This is a genomic window from Streptomyces sp. NPDC055815 (assembly GCF_053616475.1).
On sequence record NZ_JBSHDU010000128.1, the window covers coordinates 1 to 15,681 of the forward strand.

General features: G+C 73.8%; 15 protein-coding genes. 13 read left to right on the plus strand and 2 right to left on the minus strand.

The window, feature by feature from the left end; translation table 11 throughout:
* Positions 1-96: 96 nt before the first annotated feature.
* Positions 97-2,508, minus strand: coding sequence for an endopeptidase La (lon, locus tag ACWGN5_RS40250; protein WP_453523510.1), 2,412 nt, complete (start codon positions 2,506-2,508; stop codon positions 97-99).
* 131 nt (positions 2,509-2,639) lie between these two features.
* On the opposite strand from lon, the gene ACWGN5_RS40255 reads away from it, so the two are divergent.
* The 7 genes from ACWGN5_RS40255 (at position 2,640) to ACWGN5_RS40285 (ending at position 8,248) form a co-directional block, all read left to right on the plus strand.
* Complete coding sequence (locus ACWGN5_RS40255) at positions 2,640-3,287, plus strand: GNAT family N-acetyltransferase (protein WP_453523513.1); 648 nt, start codon at positions 2,640-2,642, stop codon at positions 3,285-3,287.
* Between the two features lie 160 nt (positions 3,288-3,447).
* The gene (locus ACWGN5_RS40260; RefSeq protein WP_453523515.1) at positions 3,448-3,981 is read left to right on the plus strand and encodes a hypothetical protein; all 534 of its coding nucleotides are present in this window, start codon (positions 3,448-3,450) and stop codon (positions 3,979-3,981) included.
* A 33-nt stretch (positions 3,982-4,014) separates the two neighbouring features.
* Complete coding sequence (locus ACWGN5_RS40265) at positions 4,015-4,611, plus strand: RNA polymerase sigma factor (RefSeq protein ID WP_453523518.1); 597 nt, start codon at positions 4,015-4,017, stop codon at positions 4,609-4,611.
* The gene (locus ACWGN5_RS40270) at positions 4,608-5,483 is read left to right on the plus strand and encodes a zf-HC2 domain-containing protein (protein ID WP_453523520.1); all 876 of its coding nucleotides are present in this window, start codon (positions 4,608-4,610) and stop codon (positions 5,481-5,483) included. The genes ACWGN5_RS40265 and ACWGN5_RS40270 overlap by 4 nt, the downstream gene beginning before the upstream one ends.
* Positions 5,480-6,277, plus strand: a complete 798-nt coding sequence (locus ACWGN5_RS40275; RefSeq protein ID WP_453523523.1) for an ABC transporter ATP-binding protein — start codon at positions 5,480-5,482, stop codon at positions 6,275-6,277. The genes ACWGN5_RS40270 and ACWGN5_RS40275 overlap by 4 nt, the downstream gene beginning before the upstream one ends.
* A gap of 43 nt (positions 6,278-6,320) precedes the next feature.
* A complete protein-coding gene (locus tag ACWGN5_RS40280; RefSeq protein ID WP_453523525.1) occupies positions 6,321-7,643 on the plus strand; it encodes a hypothetical protein in 1,323 nt (440 codons plus the stop codon).
* Positions 7,640-8,248, plus strand: a complete 609-nt coding sequence (locus ACWGN5_RS40285) for a hypothetical protein (RefSeq protein ID WP_453523527.1) — start codon at positions 7,640-7,642, stop codon at positions 8,246-8,248. Before ACWGN5_RS40280 ends, ACWGN5_RS40285 begins: the two co-directional genes overlap by 4 nt.
* A gap of 31 nt (positions 8,249-8,279) precedes the next feature.
* Here ACWGN5_RS40285 and ACWGN5_RS40290 read toward each other — a convergent pair whose 3' ends face one another.
* Positions 8,280-8,921 (minus strand): TetR/AcrR family transcriptional regulator, encoded by a 642-nt coding sequence (locus ACWGN5_RS40290; protein ID WP_453523530.1) that lies wholly within the window; start codon positions 8,919-8,921, stop codon positions 8,280-8,282.
* 183 nt (positions 8,922-9,104) lie between these two features.
* Between ACWGN5_RS40290 and ACWGN5_RS40295 the strand changes: the two genes are divergently transcribed.
* The 6 genes from ACWGN5_RS40295 to ACWGN5_RS40320 form a co-directional block, all read left to right on the plus strand.
* Positions 9,105-10,850, plus strand: a complete 1,746-nt coding sequence (locus tag ACWGN5_RS40295; protein ID WP_453523532.1) for a glycoside hydrolase family 3 protein — start codon at positions 9,105-9,107, stop codon at positions 10,848-10,850.
* A gap of 404 nt (positions 10,851-11,254) precedes the next feature.
* Positions 11,255-12,325, plus strand: a complete 1,071-nt coding sequence (surE, locus tag ACWGN5_RS40300) for a 5'/3'-nucleotidase SurE (RefSeq protein ID WP_453523535.1) — start codon at positions 11,255-11,257, stop codon at positions 12,323-12,325.
* An 84-nt stretch (positions 12,326-12,409) separates the two neighbouring features.
* Positions 12,410-13,081, plus strand: coding sequence for a spermidine synthase (locus ACWGN5_RS40305; RefSeq protein ID WP_453523537.1), 672 nt, complete (start codon positions 12,410-12,412; stop codon positions 13,079-13,081).
* Between the two features lie 71 nt (positions 13,082-13,152).
* Entirely contained in the window at positions 13,153-13,890 is a 738-nt protein-coding gene (locus ACWGN5_RS40310) for a response regulator transcription factor (RefSeq protein ID WP_030688813.1), read from the plus strand.
* A gap of 56 nt (positions 13,891-13,946) precedes the next feature.
* Positions 13,947-14,999, plus strand: coding sequence for a HAMP domain-containing sensor histidine kinase (locus ACWGN5_RS40315; RefSeq protein ID WP_453523541.1), 1,053 nt, complete (start codon positions 13,947-13,949; stop codon positions 14,997-14,999).
* A 367-nt stretch (positions 15,000-15,366) separates the two neighbouring features.
* Positions 15,367-15,681 (plus strand): 2-oxoglutarate dehydrogenase E1 subunit family protein (locus tag ACWGN5_RS40320; RefSeq protein ID WP_453523539.1); only part of this gene is annotated, 315 nt, incomplete at its 3' end.

Consider the following 15,681-nt stretch of genomic DNA (forward strand, 5'->3'; position numbering starts at 1 on the left):
ACGCGCAGCCCCGCCCGCCCCCACATCCGGGAACCGATATCCCGGCGCGGGGGCGGGGGGGGCGGGGACCGGCCCCCCGCTCCCGCGGAAGGGGAGTTACGCGGCCACGTCCACCGGCACCACCGCCGGGGCCAGGGCGATCTCCAGGACCTGTCGGACGTCCGTCACCGGGTGGACCTCCAGCTTCTCCAGGATCTCGGCCGGGACGTCGTCCAGGTCGGCCTCGTTCCGCTTGGGGATCACGACCGTCGTGATGCCCGCCCGGTGCGCGGCGAGGAGCTTCTGCTTCACGCCGCCGATCGGCAGCACCCGGCCGGTGAGGGAGACCTCGCCGGTCATGGCCACGTCCGTACGGACGAGGCGGCCGCTCAGCAGGGAGGCGAGGGCGGTCGTCATGGTGACGCCCGCGCTCGGCCCGTCCTTGGGCACCGCGCCCGCCGGGAAGTGGATGTGCACGCCACGGTCCTTGAGGCCGGTGACGGGCAGTTCCAGCTCCGCGCCGTGCGAGCGGAGGAAGGAGAGCGCGATCTGCGCCGACTCCTTCATCACGTCGCCCAGCTGACCGGTGAGGGTCAGGCCGGCGGCGCCCGTCTCCGGGTCGGCGAGGGAGGCCTCCACGAAGAGGACGTCACCGCCCGCGCCGGTCACGGCGAGTCCGGTGGCGACACCGGGCACGGCCGTCCGCCGCTCCGCCGGGTCCTGGGCCGACTCCGGCACGTGGTGCGGCCGCCCGATGAGCTCCCGCAGGTCCTCGGGGCCGACGGTGAGCGGCAGCTCGCGGTCGCCCAGTTCGTGCTGGGCCGCGACCTTCCGGAGCAGCCGGGCGATCGACCGCTCCAGGGTGCGGACGCCGGCCTCGCGGGTGTACTCGCCGGCCAGCTTCCGCAGCGCGGCCTCCTCCAGGACGACCTCGCCGGTCTCCAGACCGGCCCGCTCCAGCTGGCGCGGGAGCAGGTGGTCGCGGGCGATGACGACCTTCTCGTCCTCCGTGTAGCCGTCGAGGCGCACCAGCTCCATGCGGTCGAGGAGCGCCTCGGGGATGGCTTCGAGGACGTTGGCGGTGGCCAGGAAGACGACGTCGGAGAGGTCGAGTTCGACCTCCAGGTAGTGGTCGCGGAAGGTGTGGTTCTGCGCGGGGTCGAGGACTTCGAGGAGCGCCGCCGCGGGGTCGCCGCGGAAGTCGGAGCCGACCTTGTCGATCTCGTCGAGCAGGACCACCGGGTTCATGGACCCGGCCTCCTTGATGGCGCGGACGATCCGGCCGGGCAGGGCGCCGACGTACGTCCTGCGGTGACCGCGGATCTCCGCCTCGTCCCGTACGCCGCCGAGGGCGACCCGGACGAACTGGCGGCCCATGGCGTGGGCGACGGACTCGCCGAGGGAGGTCTTGCCGACGCCGGGCGGGCCGACGAGGGCGAGGACGGCACCGCCGCGGCGGCCGCCGACCACACCGAGGCCGCGGTCGGAGCGCCGCTTGCGCACCGCCAGGTACTCGGTGATCCGTTCCTTCACGTCGTCGAGGCCTGCGTGCTCGGCGTCGAGGACGGCTCGGGCACCGCGGATGTCGTAACGGTCCTCGGTCCGCTCGTTCCAGGGCAGTTCGAGGATGGTGTCGAGCCAGGTGCGGATCCAGGAGCCCTCGGGGGACTGGTCGCTGGACCGCTCCAGCTTCTCGACCTCCTTGAGGGCGGCCTCCCGCACCTTCTCGGGCAGGTCGGCGGCCTCCACGCGGGCGCGGTAGTCGTCGGACTCGTCGCCCTCGGCCTCGCCGTTGAGGTCGCGGAGCTCCTTGCGGACGGCTTCGAGCTGGCGGCGGAGCAGGAACTCGCGCTGCTGCTTGTCGACGCCCTCCTGGACGTCCTTGGCGATGGTCTCGGCGACGTCCTGCTCGGCGAGGTGCTCGCGGAGCTGGGCGGTGGCGAGCTTGAGGCGGGCGACCGGGTCGGCGGTCTCCAGGAGTTCGACCTTCTGCTCGACGCTGAGGAAGGGCGAGTAGCCGGAGTTGTCGGCGAGGGCGCCGACGCCGTCGATCTGCTGGACGCGGTCGACGACCTGCCAGGCGCCGCGCTTCTTGAGCCAGCTGGTGGCCAGCGCCTTGTACTCCTTGACCAGTTCGGTCACGGAGCCGGGCAGCGGGTCGGGCAGGGTCTCCTCGACGGTGCTGCCCTCGACCCACAGGGCGGCGCCGGGGCCGGTGGTTCCGGCGCCGATGCGGACGCGGCCGAGGCCGCGGATGAGGGCGCCGGGATCGCCGTCGGACAGGCGCCCGACCTGCTCGACGATGCCCAGGACGCCGGTGCCGGCGTACGTTCCGTCGACCCGCGGCACGAGGAGCACGCGGGGCTTGCCGGCTCCGGTGCGGGCTGCGGCCTGGGCGGCCTCGACGGCGGCCCGTACGTCGGTGTCGGACAGGTCCAGCGGCACCACCATTCCGGGCAGCACGACCTCGTCGTCGAGCGGCAGCACAGGCAGAGTGAGCGGCACGGACGCCATGGACTCAGAAGCCATGATCTCCCCTTCGGCAGTCAAGTTGAGCTATACGCACTCAATGCTTGTGAGCTCGGGGATGTTCCCGGACGTTCGTTCGCTCTGAGCGATCACTCTCGCACGCGCCCGCGTGGAACCGATGTAATGCCTGCATGGATATGGCAGCTATTACCGATGCCTGGGTGGCGGGCTGGACCGTCTCCCGGGGCACCCCGTCCGCCGTCCCCCAGCCCTGGGGCTACCGGATCGACGTCGGCCTGCCCCGGCACGTCGTACGGCACGTGCTGCCCGCCCCCGACGCGGCCTCCGTCGGCGCGCTCTGTGCCCGGCTGACCGCGCCGTACAGCTGGCTCAAGGTGATGGCGGGCCCCGAGGAGGTGGCGCCGTGGATCACCGAGGGGTGGACGGTCCCCGACGACCCGGGCTTCATGATGATCAAGCCGCTGGACCCCGGCGCCCGCCCCGCGCCGCCCGAGGGGTACGCCAGGACCACCGAGGTCGAGGGCGGGGTCATCCGGGTCCGGATCCTCGCCCCGGACGGCACCCTCGCCGCCCGCGGCCAGATCGCCCCGACCGGCTCCACCGCCGTCGCCGACCAGATCGAGACCGATCCCGCACACCGGCGCCGGGGCCTCGGCGCGAACGTCATGCGCACCCTGGAGGCCGCCGCCGCCCAGGCGGGCTCCGAGACCGGGGTGCTCTCCGCGACCACGGACGGCCTCGCGCTGTACGACTCGCTGGACTGGCGCTACCGGGGGCCGCTGACCGGAATCGTCCGGACGGGACCCGAGGGGGACTGACGAGACCGAGGGGGACTCACGAGACCGAGGGGGCTGACGAGACCGAGGGCGGCTGGCGAGACCGAGGGCGGCTGGGCGGCTGACGAGACCGAGGGCGGCTGACGGGGGAATCCTCCCCGTCCGGCTGCGCGCGGGCCCCCGGACGGGGCATGCTCGACCCATGGTGCGAGGCGTACGGGGACGGTGGACGTGGTGCGGGGCCCTGCTGCTCGCCGGGGTCCTGGCCGGCGGCGTGAGCGGCTGCGGCCCCGAGGTGCCGCCCGCCCCCGGCAGCACGTCGTCGAGCGTGAGCGCGCCGGCCGCGCCGAGCCCGACGACGGAGCCCGGCACACCGGCGGCGGACCCGCAGCCGAGCGAGGTCCTCGTCGAGGTGGTCGTCAACGGTGGCCTCGCCGGCGTCCGCAACCAGCTCGTCGTCCACTACGACGGCAGCTGGACCAGCCGCTCCGGCACGAAGCCGCCCCGGACCGGGAAGCAGACCCCCGCCGAGGCGGCCGAACTGCGGGCGGCCCTGGAGGACCCGGCGTTCGCCCTGGTCCCGGAGCGCCCGACGGGCAGCCCGATCCCGGACGGCTTCCAGTACTACGTGACCTACCGCCACCGCCTGGTCGTCGCGGACGACCACGAGCGCCCGCCCGCCCTCCAGCGCGTCTTCGCCGCCCTCCCGGAGGGCGGGCCGCCGACGAACCCGTGAACCGGGTGAGGGCCTCCGGGCGATAGAGAGGGCGTGAGACTGTTGCGCCCCGCAGGGGGAGGCCCCTCCGGGGGCGACGAGGACGACGACGCGGCGCTGCTGCGCGCGGTCGCCCGGGGGGACGCCGAGGCGCTGGCCGTGCTCTACGACCGGCACGCCGGCTGGCTGTACGCCCGGCTGGCCCGGCGCTGCCCGGACGAGGAGACCGTACGGGAGGTCCTGCAGGACACCTTCGTCACGGTCTGGCGCTCGGCCGGCGGCCACCGGGGCCGGGGCGAGGCGGGCGGCTGGCTCTGGGTGATCGCCGCCCGGCGCCTGGTGGACGCGCTCCGGGCCGGCGCCCGGGCGGAACGCGCCGCCACCCGGCCCGCCGAACCGCCCGCCCCCGCGCCCTCCGCCGAGGACCGGGTGCTCGCGGGCCTGGAGTACGGGGAGGTCGGCGCCGCCCTCGACCGGATCTCGCCCGAACTCGCCGAGGTCCTGCGGGCCACCGTCGTCGACGGCCTGACCACCCGCGAGACGGCCCGGCTGCTCGGCATACCCGAGGGCACCGTCAAGACCCGCGCCCTGCGCGCCCGCCGCGAACTCCGCGCCGCGCTCGGCCCGCACCCCCTGGGAGGCACCGCATGACGGCCCCCTGGCACGTCACCGACACCCTGGCCCGCCGGTACGCATCGGGCGCGGCCCCCGAGACGGACGCCTGGTCCCTGGAGAAGCACGTCGAGTCCTGCGGCCCGTGCGCCTCGCGCGTCTCGGCGGCGGTCCGTGCGGGGAGCGCGGGCCCGGCCCTGGCGTCCGTACGCGCGGAACTCCTGGAGTCCCTGGGCCACGCACCGGAAACGGCCTCCACGCGCGGGCGTGCCGATCCGTCCGGGGCGGGCCCGCCTGCCGTCGGCCGGTGGGCGCGGATCTGGTGGGCCGCCGGGCCCGCGTTGCGGGGGTCCTGGGTGGTGGCCGTGGCGCTCGTGCTCGGCGGGGCGTTCGCGCTCGCCCACGGGGCCGGGTTCCGGGGCGCCCGGAGCTGGCTGCTCGCCGTCTCGCCCCTCCTGCCGCTCGCCGGGGTGGCCGTCTCGTACGGACGGCACGCCGACCCGCTGTACGAGCTCACCGCCTCCACCCCGTCGGGCGGTCTGCGCCTCCTGCTCACCCGTACGGCCGCCGTCCTCGCCGTCTGCGTCCCCCTGCTGACCGCCGGCGGGGCGCTGCTGCCCCCGGTGGCCGGGTTCCCCGGGGCGGCGGCCTGGCTCCTTCCCGGCCTGGCGCTGACCCTGGCCGCGCTCGCGCTCGGCTCGTTCGTCGGCTGCCGGGCGGCGGCCGCGACGCTCGGCGGCGGCTGGCTGCTCGCCGTGGCCGGCCCCCTCCTCGGGCCCGCGGGGGCGGCCGGGGTCGCCCGGTACTTCGCCGGTACCGCGGTCCAGGGGGCCTGGGCCGCCGCCGCCCTCGTCTGCGCCGCCCTCCTCGCGCTGCGGCGCCGTTCCTTCGACCACCTGGAGACCCGGTGAACCCCTCGGCCACCGTCGCGGTGACCGGACTGACCGTCCGCCACCGCCGTACCGTCGCGCTCGACGACCTCGACCTCTCCCTCGGGCCGGGCGTGCACGGCCTGCTCGGCCCGAACGGCGCCGGGAAGACCTCCCTCATCCGGGTCCTCGCGACCGTCTCCGCGCCCTCCGCCGGCCGGGTGGAGCTGCTCGGAGCGGACTCCGCCGGCCACGGCGAGCGCACCGCGATCCGGCGCCGGCTCGGCTATCTGCCGCAGGAGTTCGGCTACTACCCGGCGTTCACGGTGCGGGAGTTCGTCGCGTACGTGGCCTGGCTCAAGGAGCTGCCGGCCGACCGCGTCCCGGCCGCCGTGGAGCGGGCGGTGAGCCGGGTCGGGCTCGGGGACAGGATCGACGCGCGCATGAAGACGCTGTCGGGCGGGATGGTGCGGCGCGCGGGGATCGCGCAGGCGATCGTCAACGAGCCGGAGCTGCTGCTCCTCGACGAGCCGACCGCCGGACTCGACCCGGAGCAGCGCGTCGACTTCCGGGAGCTGCTGCGGGAGCTCGGTACGCGCGCGACGGTGGTGGTCTCGACCCATCTCGTCGAGGACGTGGCGGCGGCCTGCACCGATGTCGCCCTCATCGAGGCGGGACGGCTCGCCTTCCAGGGCACGACGGCGGAACTCGCCGCGCTCGGCGGCGAGTCGGCCGGCCCGGACGATGCCACGACGAGCCCGGTGGAACGCGGCTACACCGCCGCACTGCGCGCCCACCGGAGCCCCGAGGGCCGACAGAGGGAGCCGCTGCGATGACCACGACCTCGGCAACGCCCGCCCGCGGAAAGGACCCGCGCCCGTGACCGGCACCCTCACCCCGCCCCGTACGGACACACCCGCGCGCGTACGGACCGTCTCCCCGCTCCGGACCGAGCTGCGACGCGGCCTCGGGCCGTGGACGGGCGCCGCCGTGGCGCTCACCGTACTGGTGGCGATGTACGGCAAGGCCCCTCAATGGCAGACCCGTTGGACCGACGTGACGGGACTGCTGCACGTGGCCGTCGGGCTGCTCGGCGGGCCCCTCGCCCTCGCGGCGGGCGGCTGGCAGGGCGGCCGTGACCGGCGCCGTGGCACGACGGAGCTGTGGGAGTCCGTCTCCCGTTCCCCGCTGCGCCGGCTCCTGGTCTCGGTCGCCCCGTCCGCGCTGTGGCCCGTCGCCGGGGTGCTGCTCGCCGACGCCGTGTGCCTCCTCGCGACCCGGCCGTACGTCTCCGCCGGCCGCCCCTTCCTCGAACTCCTCGCCGCCGACGCGGTCGCCGTCGCCTGCCTCGGCGTGCTTGGCCATCTCGCCGGGCGGCTCGTCCCGTGGCGGCTGACGGCCCCGCTCCTGGGCATCGTCGGGTACGTGGGCCTCGCCATCGGTACCTACACAGGGGCGGCGGCCCGCTGGCTGAGCCCGGCCGTCGAGTACCAGTACCCCTGGGACCGGACGGTGTGGTGGTTCGGGCCGGTGTCGGTGGGGTGGACGGCGGGACTCGCCCTCGCCGCGCTCCTCGCGTACGGGGCACACACGGCCCGCCTGCGGGCGCTGGCGCTGGTCCCGCTGGCCGTCGCGGTCGCCGCCGCGGGGCTGATCCTGCGGCTGCCGTCGGACCGGGGCCCGTGGCGCCCCGATCCGGCCCTGACCCGCCCGGTCTGCGACGGCGGCACTCCACGCGTGTGCGTGACGGCCCTCGACGGGAAACTGCTTCCGGCCGTGTCGGAGGCCCTCGCCCCGCTGAACGCGCGCCTCAGGGGCCTGCCGGGCGCGCCGGCCCGCTGGGCGGCCGGTCCCCTCGACCCCCGCCCCGGCGACGTGGAACTGCTGGATCCCGCGGCGGACGCCGTGCGGGGGCGCATCGAACGCGCGGACCTGTACCGGAACTTCGCCGTGATGCAGCTCTTCTCGGACACGTGCCGTCCCGGCGACCTCACGGGCCCGGACGCCGAGCGGACGATGACCGTCAACGCCGCGGTCATCGCATGGCTGGCCCCCGCTCCGGACGGATTCGGGCCCGACGTCGCCGGCACGCAGCCGTACATCGACCGGCTGAACGCCAAGTCCCCCGCCGCCCAGCGCGACTATCTGACCCGCTACCTGGCGGCGAACCCCTGCCACCCGGACGAGGTGCCGATCCCGTGAGCGGTCTGAGGCTCTACACCCGCTCCCGTGCCCTGCCCGGCGCCCTCGCCGTCCTCGTCGGGACGGCGCTGGCCGCCGGCGCGGCTGCCCGGTGGCTGATGTCGTTGCCGGGGACCGAACCCTCGGTGCGGCTGCCGGTCGTGGCCCTCGGCCCGCTGCTCGCTGCGGCCGTGGTCGGCACCGGTCTGTACACGCCGAGCGACGAGCTGGACCGTACGGCGGTACGCGCGTGGTGGCCCCGCCGGCTGACCCAGCTCCTGGCCGCGACGGCGCTCGCCGGCGTCCTGCTCGCGCTCGCGGTGCCGGGGCACCCGGAGGAGTTCGGCGCGCCCGCCGCCGTACGCAACACCCTTGGCCTGGTGGGCGTGGCGGCGGGCGGCGCCGCGCTGGTCGGCGCACGGCTGAGCTGGTTCCCGCCCACGCTCTACCTCGCCGCGGTCGCTCTGGCGGCCCCTGCCGTGCCGGGCGGTACGGCGGTCTGGTGGGCGTGGGCGATGCAGCCCGGCCCGGAGCGCGGGGCGTGGACGGTCGCGGTGGCCGCCTTCGCGGCCGGTGCCGCGCTGTACGTGTGGCGGGGCGCGCGGCGCCCACGGAACGACGGGTGAAGGCCCTCGCCCGTGAGGCGGGGCGGTCCCGTCACCCTTGAGGCGCCGCGATCTCCGCGTACCGGCGCCGGAGGTACGCGCCCACCCGGGCCGGCATGTCCATCGAGGACGGGTCGAGGGCCCACTGGATCTGGAGGCCGTCCATAACGGCGAGGTGTTCCTGGGCGACGGCCGGGCAGTCGATGTCGGCGCGGAGTTCACCGGACGCCACCGCTGCCTCCAGGAGTTCGACGGTGTGCCGGAGCACGCGCGCGTAGCGCTCCTTGAAGTACTCGTGGGCGGGGTGTCCGACGTTCCCGGACTCGCCCACCAGGACGTTGAACATCCGGACGATGCCGGGGCGCCGGGTGTTCTCCTCGATGAGGGCGACGAGGGTCTCCAGATAGGCGGCGTACGACTCGGGCTCGACGCCGAACAGGCGCTCCACGTCGTGCTGTTCGCTCTGCGCGAGGACGGAGAGGAGAAGGTCCTCCTTGCTGCGGAAGTGGTGGAGCAGGCCGCCCTGGGTGATCCCGCAGTCGTGGGCGATCCGGGCGAGGGAGGAGGCGTGGAAGCCCCACTGCCCGAAGTGGTCGACGGCGGTGTCGAGGATCTTCCGGCGGCGCGCGTCACCGACCGCGTAGCTGCCCCTGCCCGCGCTCCTGCGGGTCGTCCGGCCCGTGTTCTCCGCCATGCGGCCACCTTAACCGGGCCCGAAATGCGCACCCTCGCCCCGTGATCCAGGTCACAAACACGAAACCTAGTAGGCACTCGGTTTTCACGCTTAGCCTGAGGGCGCCAGAGGCCGGCACGCCGTCGGCCCGTGACCGGCGGGGCCCTCCCCCGCGCCCTCGGTCGAGTAGCCCCGGAGCCAGCCATGCACCCGTACCAGGACCGCGCCCGCCCCGTCGACGAGCGCGTCGAGGACCTCCTCTCCCGCATGACCCTGGAGGAGAAGGCCGGACAGCTCTTCCACACGATGCTGATGATGAACGCCGACGGCACCCCGATGACCGAGACCGACGGCGACACCCTGGAGCTCACCACCCCGCAGCTCGTCCAGGACCGGCAGCTGACCCACTTCAACCTGCTCGGCACCTACGGCGCCCGCGAGATGGCCCTCTGGCACAACGCGATCCAGGAGATGGCCGCGAGCACCCGGCTCGGCATCCCCGTCTCCCTCTCGACCGACCCCCGCCACGCCTTCACCGACAACATCGGCGCCTCCTTCAACGCCGGCGCCTTCTCCGCCTGGCCCGAGGCCCTCGGCCTCGCCGCGATCGGCGACCCGGAGCTGGTCTTCCGCTTCGCCGACACCGTCCGCCGCGAGTACCTCTCCGTCGGCTTCCGCACCGCGCTCCACCCGCAGATCGACCTCGCGACCGAACCCCGCTGGGCCCGCCAGTCCGGCACCTTCGGCTCCGACGCCAAGCTGACGGGCGAGCTGGTCCAGGCGTACGTGCACGGGCTCCAGGGGCCCGAGCTCGGTCCGGACTCGGTCGCCGCGATGGTCAAGCACTTCCCCGGCGGCGGCCCGCAGAAGGACGGCGAGGACCCGCACTTCCCGCACGGCAAGGAGCAGGTGTACCCGGGCGGGATGCGCGAGCACCACCTGGAGCCGTTCAAGGCCGCGATCGCCGCCGGCTGCTCGCAGATGATGCCGTACTACGGCCAGCCGATCGGCACCGACTGGGAGGAGGTCGGCTTCGGCTTCAACAAGGGTGTCATCACGGGCCTGCTCCGCGAGGAACTCGGCTTCACCGGCATCGTCTGCACCGACTGGGGCCTGCTCCGGGACCACCCGATCTTCGGCGAGACGCACGTGGCCCGCGCCTGGGGCGTCGAGCACCTGAGCGTGGCCGAGCGGGCCGCGAAGGCGCTGGACGCGGGCGTGGACCAGTTCGGCGGCGAGGAGTGCCCCGAGGTGATCGTGGAACTCGTCGCCACGGGCCGGATCCCCGAGGCGCGGATCGACGCCTCCGTACGACGGCTGCTGCGGGAGAAGTTCCTGCTCGGGCTCTTCGACGAGCGCCGGTACGTCGACCCCGACGAGGCCGCCGAGACGGTCGGCCGCGCCGACTTCACGGCCGCGGGCGCCGCCGCCCAGCGCCGCTCACTCACCGTGCTCACCGACGGCCCGCTCCCCCTCTCGGGGCGCCCGAGCCTGTACGTGCAGAACGTCGACCCGGCCGTCGCGGCGGCCTACGGCGAGGTCGTCGCCGACCCGGCCGACGCCGACCTCGCGGTGCTGCGGCTCCACACCCCGTACGAGCAGCGGCCGAACCGGTTCGAGTCCTTCTTCCACTCCGGCAGCCTCGCCTTCGGCCAGGAGGAGCTGGACGCCATCCTCACCCTCCTGCGGACCGTCCCCACGGTGGTCTCCGTGAACCTGGAGCGGCCAGCCGTCCTGCCGGAGATCGCCGAGCACGCGGCGGCACTGATCGCCGACTACGGCGCGAGCGACGACGCCCTCCTCGACGTGGCCTTCGGCCACGCGAAGGCGGAGGGAAAGCTGCCGTTCGAGCTGCCGCGCTCGATGGCGGCGGTGGAGGCGTCCCGGCCGGACGTGCCGAACGACACGGTGGACCCGGTGTTCCCGCACGGCCACGGCCTGGAGATCTGATCCAGGATCCAACCTCCGGATCCAACCTCCGCGGTCCAACGCCCGGGATCCAACGCCCGGGATCCAACGTCCGGGATCCACTCTCCGGGGTCCAACGCCCGGGGTCCAACCTCCAGATCTAACCTCCGCGATCCAACCTCCGGGGCCCAACGCCCGGGATCCAACCTCCGGGGTCCAACGCCCGGGGTCCAACCTCCGGATCCAACCTCCTGGATCCAACCTCCTGGATCCAATATTCGGATTTCGGATCCAATATCCATGATTCGTCTATTGGATCCGAAATCCACCCACAGACCGCGGGGCATCTGACGACCCCGCGCACGATCCGGGGCCCGCCCGTGGGGGGCCGGGCCCCGGATCCTCTCCCGCTACCCGCATGTCATGCTCATGAAGGGACCGTACGCATGCGCACGTACCTCGCGCTGTCCGCGGCAGCCGCCGTCCTCGCCGCCGCCGGAGCCACCGCCTACGCCACCACTCCCGACAGCACCGCGAAGGCACAGCCCCGCCCCCTCGCCGGGATGCGGATCCTGATCTCCAACGACGACTCGATGCAGGCGGCGAAGGCGAGCAACTCCGACGGTCTCGGCCTGTACGAGCTCCGCCGGGCGATGTGCGCCGCCGGGGCCGACGTCGTCGTCATGGCGCCGTGGCAGGTCCAGTCCGGCAAGGGCACGGCCGTCACCAACGGCGGCGTGCTCACCGCCCAGCGCCGCACGGCCCTGCCCGCCGGCTACGAGAACGACTGCGCCGAGGCACCCTCCGGAGGCGCCGTCTACGGCGTCTGCCTCGCCGACGGCCCCTGTACCAAGGACTCGCCGTCCGCCACCCCCGCCGACACCGTCAAGCTCGCCCTCCGCGCGGGCCTCAAAGCCAAGGCGGGCTGGGCCGAGGCCCCCGACCTCGTCCTCACCGGCATCAACTCCGGCCCCAACGTCTCCGCGAGCGTGAACGACTCCGGCACCGTCGGCGCCGCCGTCGCCGCGATCGACCAGAACGTCCCCGCGATCGCCTTCTCCTCCTCCGGCGACGAGACGAACACCGCCTTCCCCCGGGTCAACTACCGCGCCAACGCCGAGTTCGGGGCCCGCTTCGTCGCCGGACTGATCCAGCGCGACCTGCTCACCCCCGCGTTCGCCCTCAAGGTCGACTACCCCGACGTCAGCGCGGGGCAGCGGGCCGGGGCCCCGGTCTGGACGCGCGTCGGGGACGGCGCCGTCGTCTACCACGCCTTCGAGCAGCGCGGCGGCGGCGACTCCTTCGACATCGCCCTCGGCCTCTGCCCGGTGGACGGCACCGGCGAGGGCGAGTGCGCCGAGGGCCGGAAGGACGCCGACTCCACCTGGCTGCTCGACAAGGGCCACGTCACGGTCGCCCCGGTCACCTGGGACCGCACCTACGGCACCCCGGTCGGCGCCCGCCGTGAGCTGCGGGCGATCGAGCGGTACGTGGAGCGCGAAGCCCCGCGCCCGTAAGGCTCGTTAAGTGTTTGTCCCGGCCGTCGCCGCCGCACGAGGATGGCCGGGACCGACCGTACGCACACGAGCAACGGAGTGATCATGACCAGCCCCGTCATCCTCGACCGCCGTGAAGGGCCGTACGGAGAAGTTGTCCTCCGCCGCCGTGCCGAGCACTACGAGATCATCGCCAACGGCACCTTCCTGATGGACACCTCCGACGGGCGCTCCGAGCGGCTCCTGATCGACGCGGCGATGGCCGCCCTCCCCGAGCGGAGCCGTGCCGGCGCCTCCGTCCTCGTCGGCGGACTCGGCGTCGGCTTCTCCCTCGCCCACGCCGCCGTCGACGCCCGCTGGGGCCGCATCGCGGTCGCGGAGCGTGAGGAGGCGATCATCGACTGGCACCGGAAGGGGCCCCTCGCCGCGATCTCCGGGAGCGCGCTCGCCGATCCGCGGACCGTGATCCTGCACACGGACCTCGTGGCCTATCTCCGCACCACCACGGACACCTACGACGCCCTCTGTCTCGACATCGACAACGGCCCCGACTGGACGGTCACCGAGGACAACGAATCCCTGTACTCGGCCGAGGGTTTGGCGGCCTGCGCGGCCCGGCTGAGCCCCGGCGGGATCCTCGCCGTGTGGTCCGCGCAGCCCTCCGGCGATTTCGAAGAGTCGTTGCGGAATGCCGGATTCAGCGGGGTACGGACGGAAGAGATCCCCGTTGCCCGGGGCGTCCCCGACGTGGTCCACCTCGCCGTCCGTCCCGGATAACTCCTGGATAGCCGGGACGCCGTCGGTACCTCTAGGCTGCTGCACCGACATCAGCGACGCGAGGCGGGGCAATGGAGCAGACACACACCACTCACCACGGTGCGGCGGCCACTCCGGGGGCCCAGCGGCGCGTCCTGGTGGTCGAGGACGACGCCACGATCGTGGAGGCGATCTCCGCGCGGCTGCGCGCCGAGGGCTTCCTCGTCCAGACCGCGACCGACGGTCCCGCGGCCGTGGACGCGGCCGAGGCCTGGCAGCCGGACCTGATGGTCCTGGACGTGATGCTGCCCGGTTTCGACGGCCTGGAGGTGTGCCGCAGGGTGCAGGCCCAGCGCCCCGTCCCGGTCCTCATGCTGACCGCCCGCGACGACGAGACCGACATGCTGGTCGGCCTCGGCGTCGGCGCGGACGACTACATGACGAAGCCGTTCTCGATGCGCGAGCTGGCCGCCCGGGTGCACGTGCTGCTGCGCCGGGTGGAGCGGGCCGCGCTCGCGGCGGTCACGCCGCGCAGCGGGATCCTGCGCCTGGGCGAGCTGGAGATCGACCACGCGCAGCGCCGGGTCCGGGTCCGCGCGGAGGACGTGCACCTGACCCCGACCGAGTTCGACCTGCTGGTCTGCCTGGCGAGCACCCCGCGGGCGGTCCTCTCCCGCGAGCAGCTGCTCGCGGAGGTGTGGGACTGGGCGGACGCCTCGGGCACCCGGACCGTGGACAGCCACATCAAGGCGCTGCGCCGGAAGATCGGGGCCGAGCGGATCCGTACGGTCCACGGCGTCGGTTACGCGCTGGAGACCCCGGCGCCGTGAGCCGGCCGGGGCCCGGGAGGGCGCAGGGGGGACGGGGACCGCACGGGCCCCGTCGGATCGTGATCTCGATCAAGACCAAGCTGGGCGCCCTCGTCGTGGGGGCGGTCCTGCTGACCTCCTGCCTGGCCCTGGTCGCGATCCGCACGTCCACGGAGTTCCGGTACATCACGATCTTCGCGATGATCGCGACCCTGCTGATCACCCAGTTCGTGGCGCAGTCCCTGACGGCGCCGCTCGACGAGATGAACACGGTGGCGGGGTCGATCTCGCGCGGCGACTTCAGCCGGCGGGTGCGGGGCGCGGACCGGCGGGACGAGCTGGGCGACCTCGCGTCGACGATCAACCGCATGGCGGACGATCTGGAGGCCGTCGACCGGCACCGCAAGGAGCTGGTGGCGAATGTCTCGCACGAGCTGCGCACGCCGATCGCGGCGCTGCGGGCCGTCCTGGAGAACGTCGTGGACGGGGTGTCCGAGGCCGATCCGGAGACGATGCGCTCGGCGCTGAAGCAGACCGAGCGGCTCGGCCGGCTGGTGGAGACGCTGCTGGATCTGTCACGTCTTGACAACGGTGTCGTCACGCTGCGGGCGAGCCGTTTCGAGGTCTGGCCGTATCTGTCGGGGGTGCTGCGGGAGGCGAACCTGGCGGCGTCCCAGCGGGGCCTGTCGTCCACCTCGGGCCTGCACCGGCGTACGGACGTGCATCTGCACCTGGACGTGTCGCCGCCGGAGCTGGTCGCGCACGCGGACGCGGAGCGGCTGCACCAGGTGATGGCGAACCTGATCGACAACGCGGTGAAGCACTCCCCGCCGCACGGCCGGGTCACGGTCCGGGCCCGGCGCGGCCCGTATCCGGACTCGCTGGAGCTGGAGGTCGAGGACGAGGGTCCCGGCATTCCGGAGTCGGAGCGGCACAAGGTCTTCGAGCGGTTCAACCGGGGCTCGACCCCGGACCGGCAGGGTCCGGGCAGCGACGGCGGCACCGGCCTCGGGCTCGCGATCGCCCGCTGGGCGGTGGATCTGCACGGCGGCGGGATCGGAGTGGCCGAATCGTCACGTGGATGCCGCATCAGAGTCACTCTTCCGGGCAGCCTTCCCCTGCGGGATTGACGTAGGGTTCGAACCGGAAGCGCACGTTCTGCGTGTACGTGAGCGGGACCTGCGTCAACGTGAGCACACCTGCGTCTCCGTGAGCAGGACGTGATCGGGGGTGCGGCCGAACCTGGCCGTGCTCGCGCTTTTCCGTACCCTCACACATGCGGAACCACGCTTGTTTCCCGCCATTCATGGCATCGAAACACGCTGTCAAGTGTGACTTGCGCAACGTTGGAGTGCCTGGCCTGCACCTCTCGGCCGGACAGGCGTAGCCTTTATTTCCGCTGTCCATCACCTTGCGAAGCGGAAGAGGGCGGTTGCCGCCGTGTCGTCTCAGTCCCCCAGTACCCCGAGCTCCCCGGCCCACCAAGACGGGCAGGGCGTGAGCCCCGCAGCCGCCTTCGGTGCCAATGAGTGGCTCGTCGACGAGATCTACCAGCAGTACCTCCAGGACCCGAATTCGGTCGATCGTGCCTGGTGGGACTTCTTCGCCGACTACAAGCCCGGAGCGTCGGAGACCCCGGCCGCCCCGGCCGCCACCACTCAGAGCGCGCCCGTCGCGCCGCAGGCGGGCCCCGCACAGGCCGCGCCTTCGGCTCCGGCGGCCGTTCCGGCTCCCGCGCCCGCCCCGGCCGCGGCCCCGGCTCCCGTGAAGCCGGCCGCGGCCCCCGCGCCGGCCGCCGCGAAGCCCGCCGCC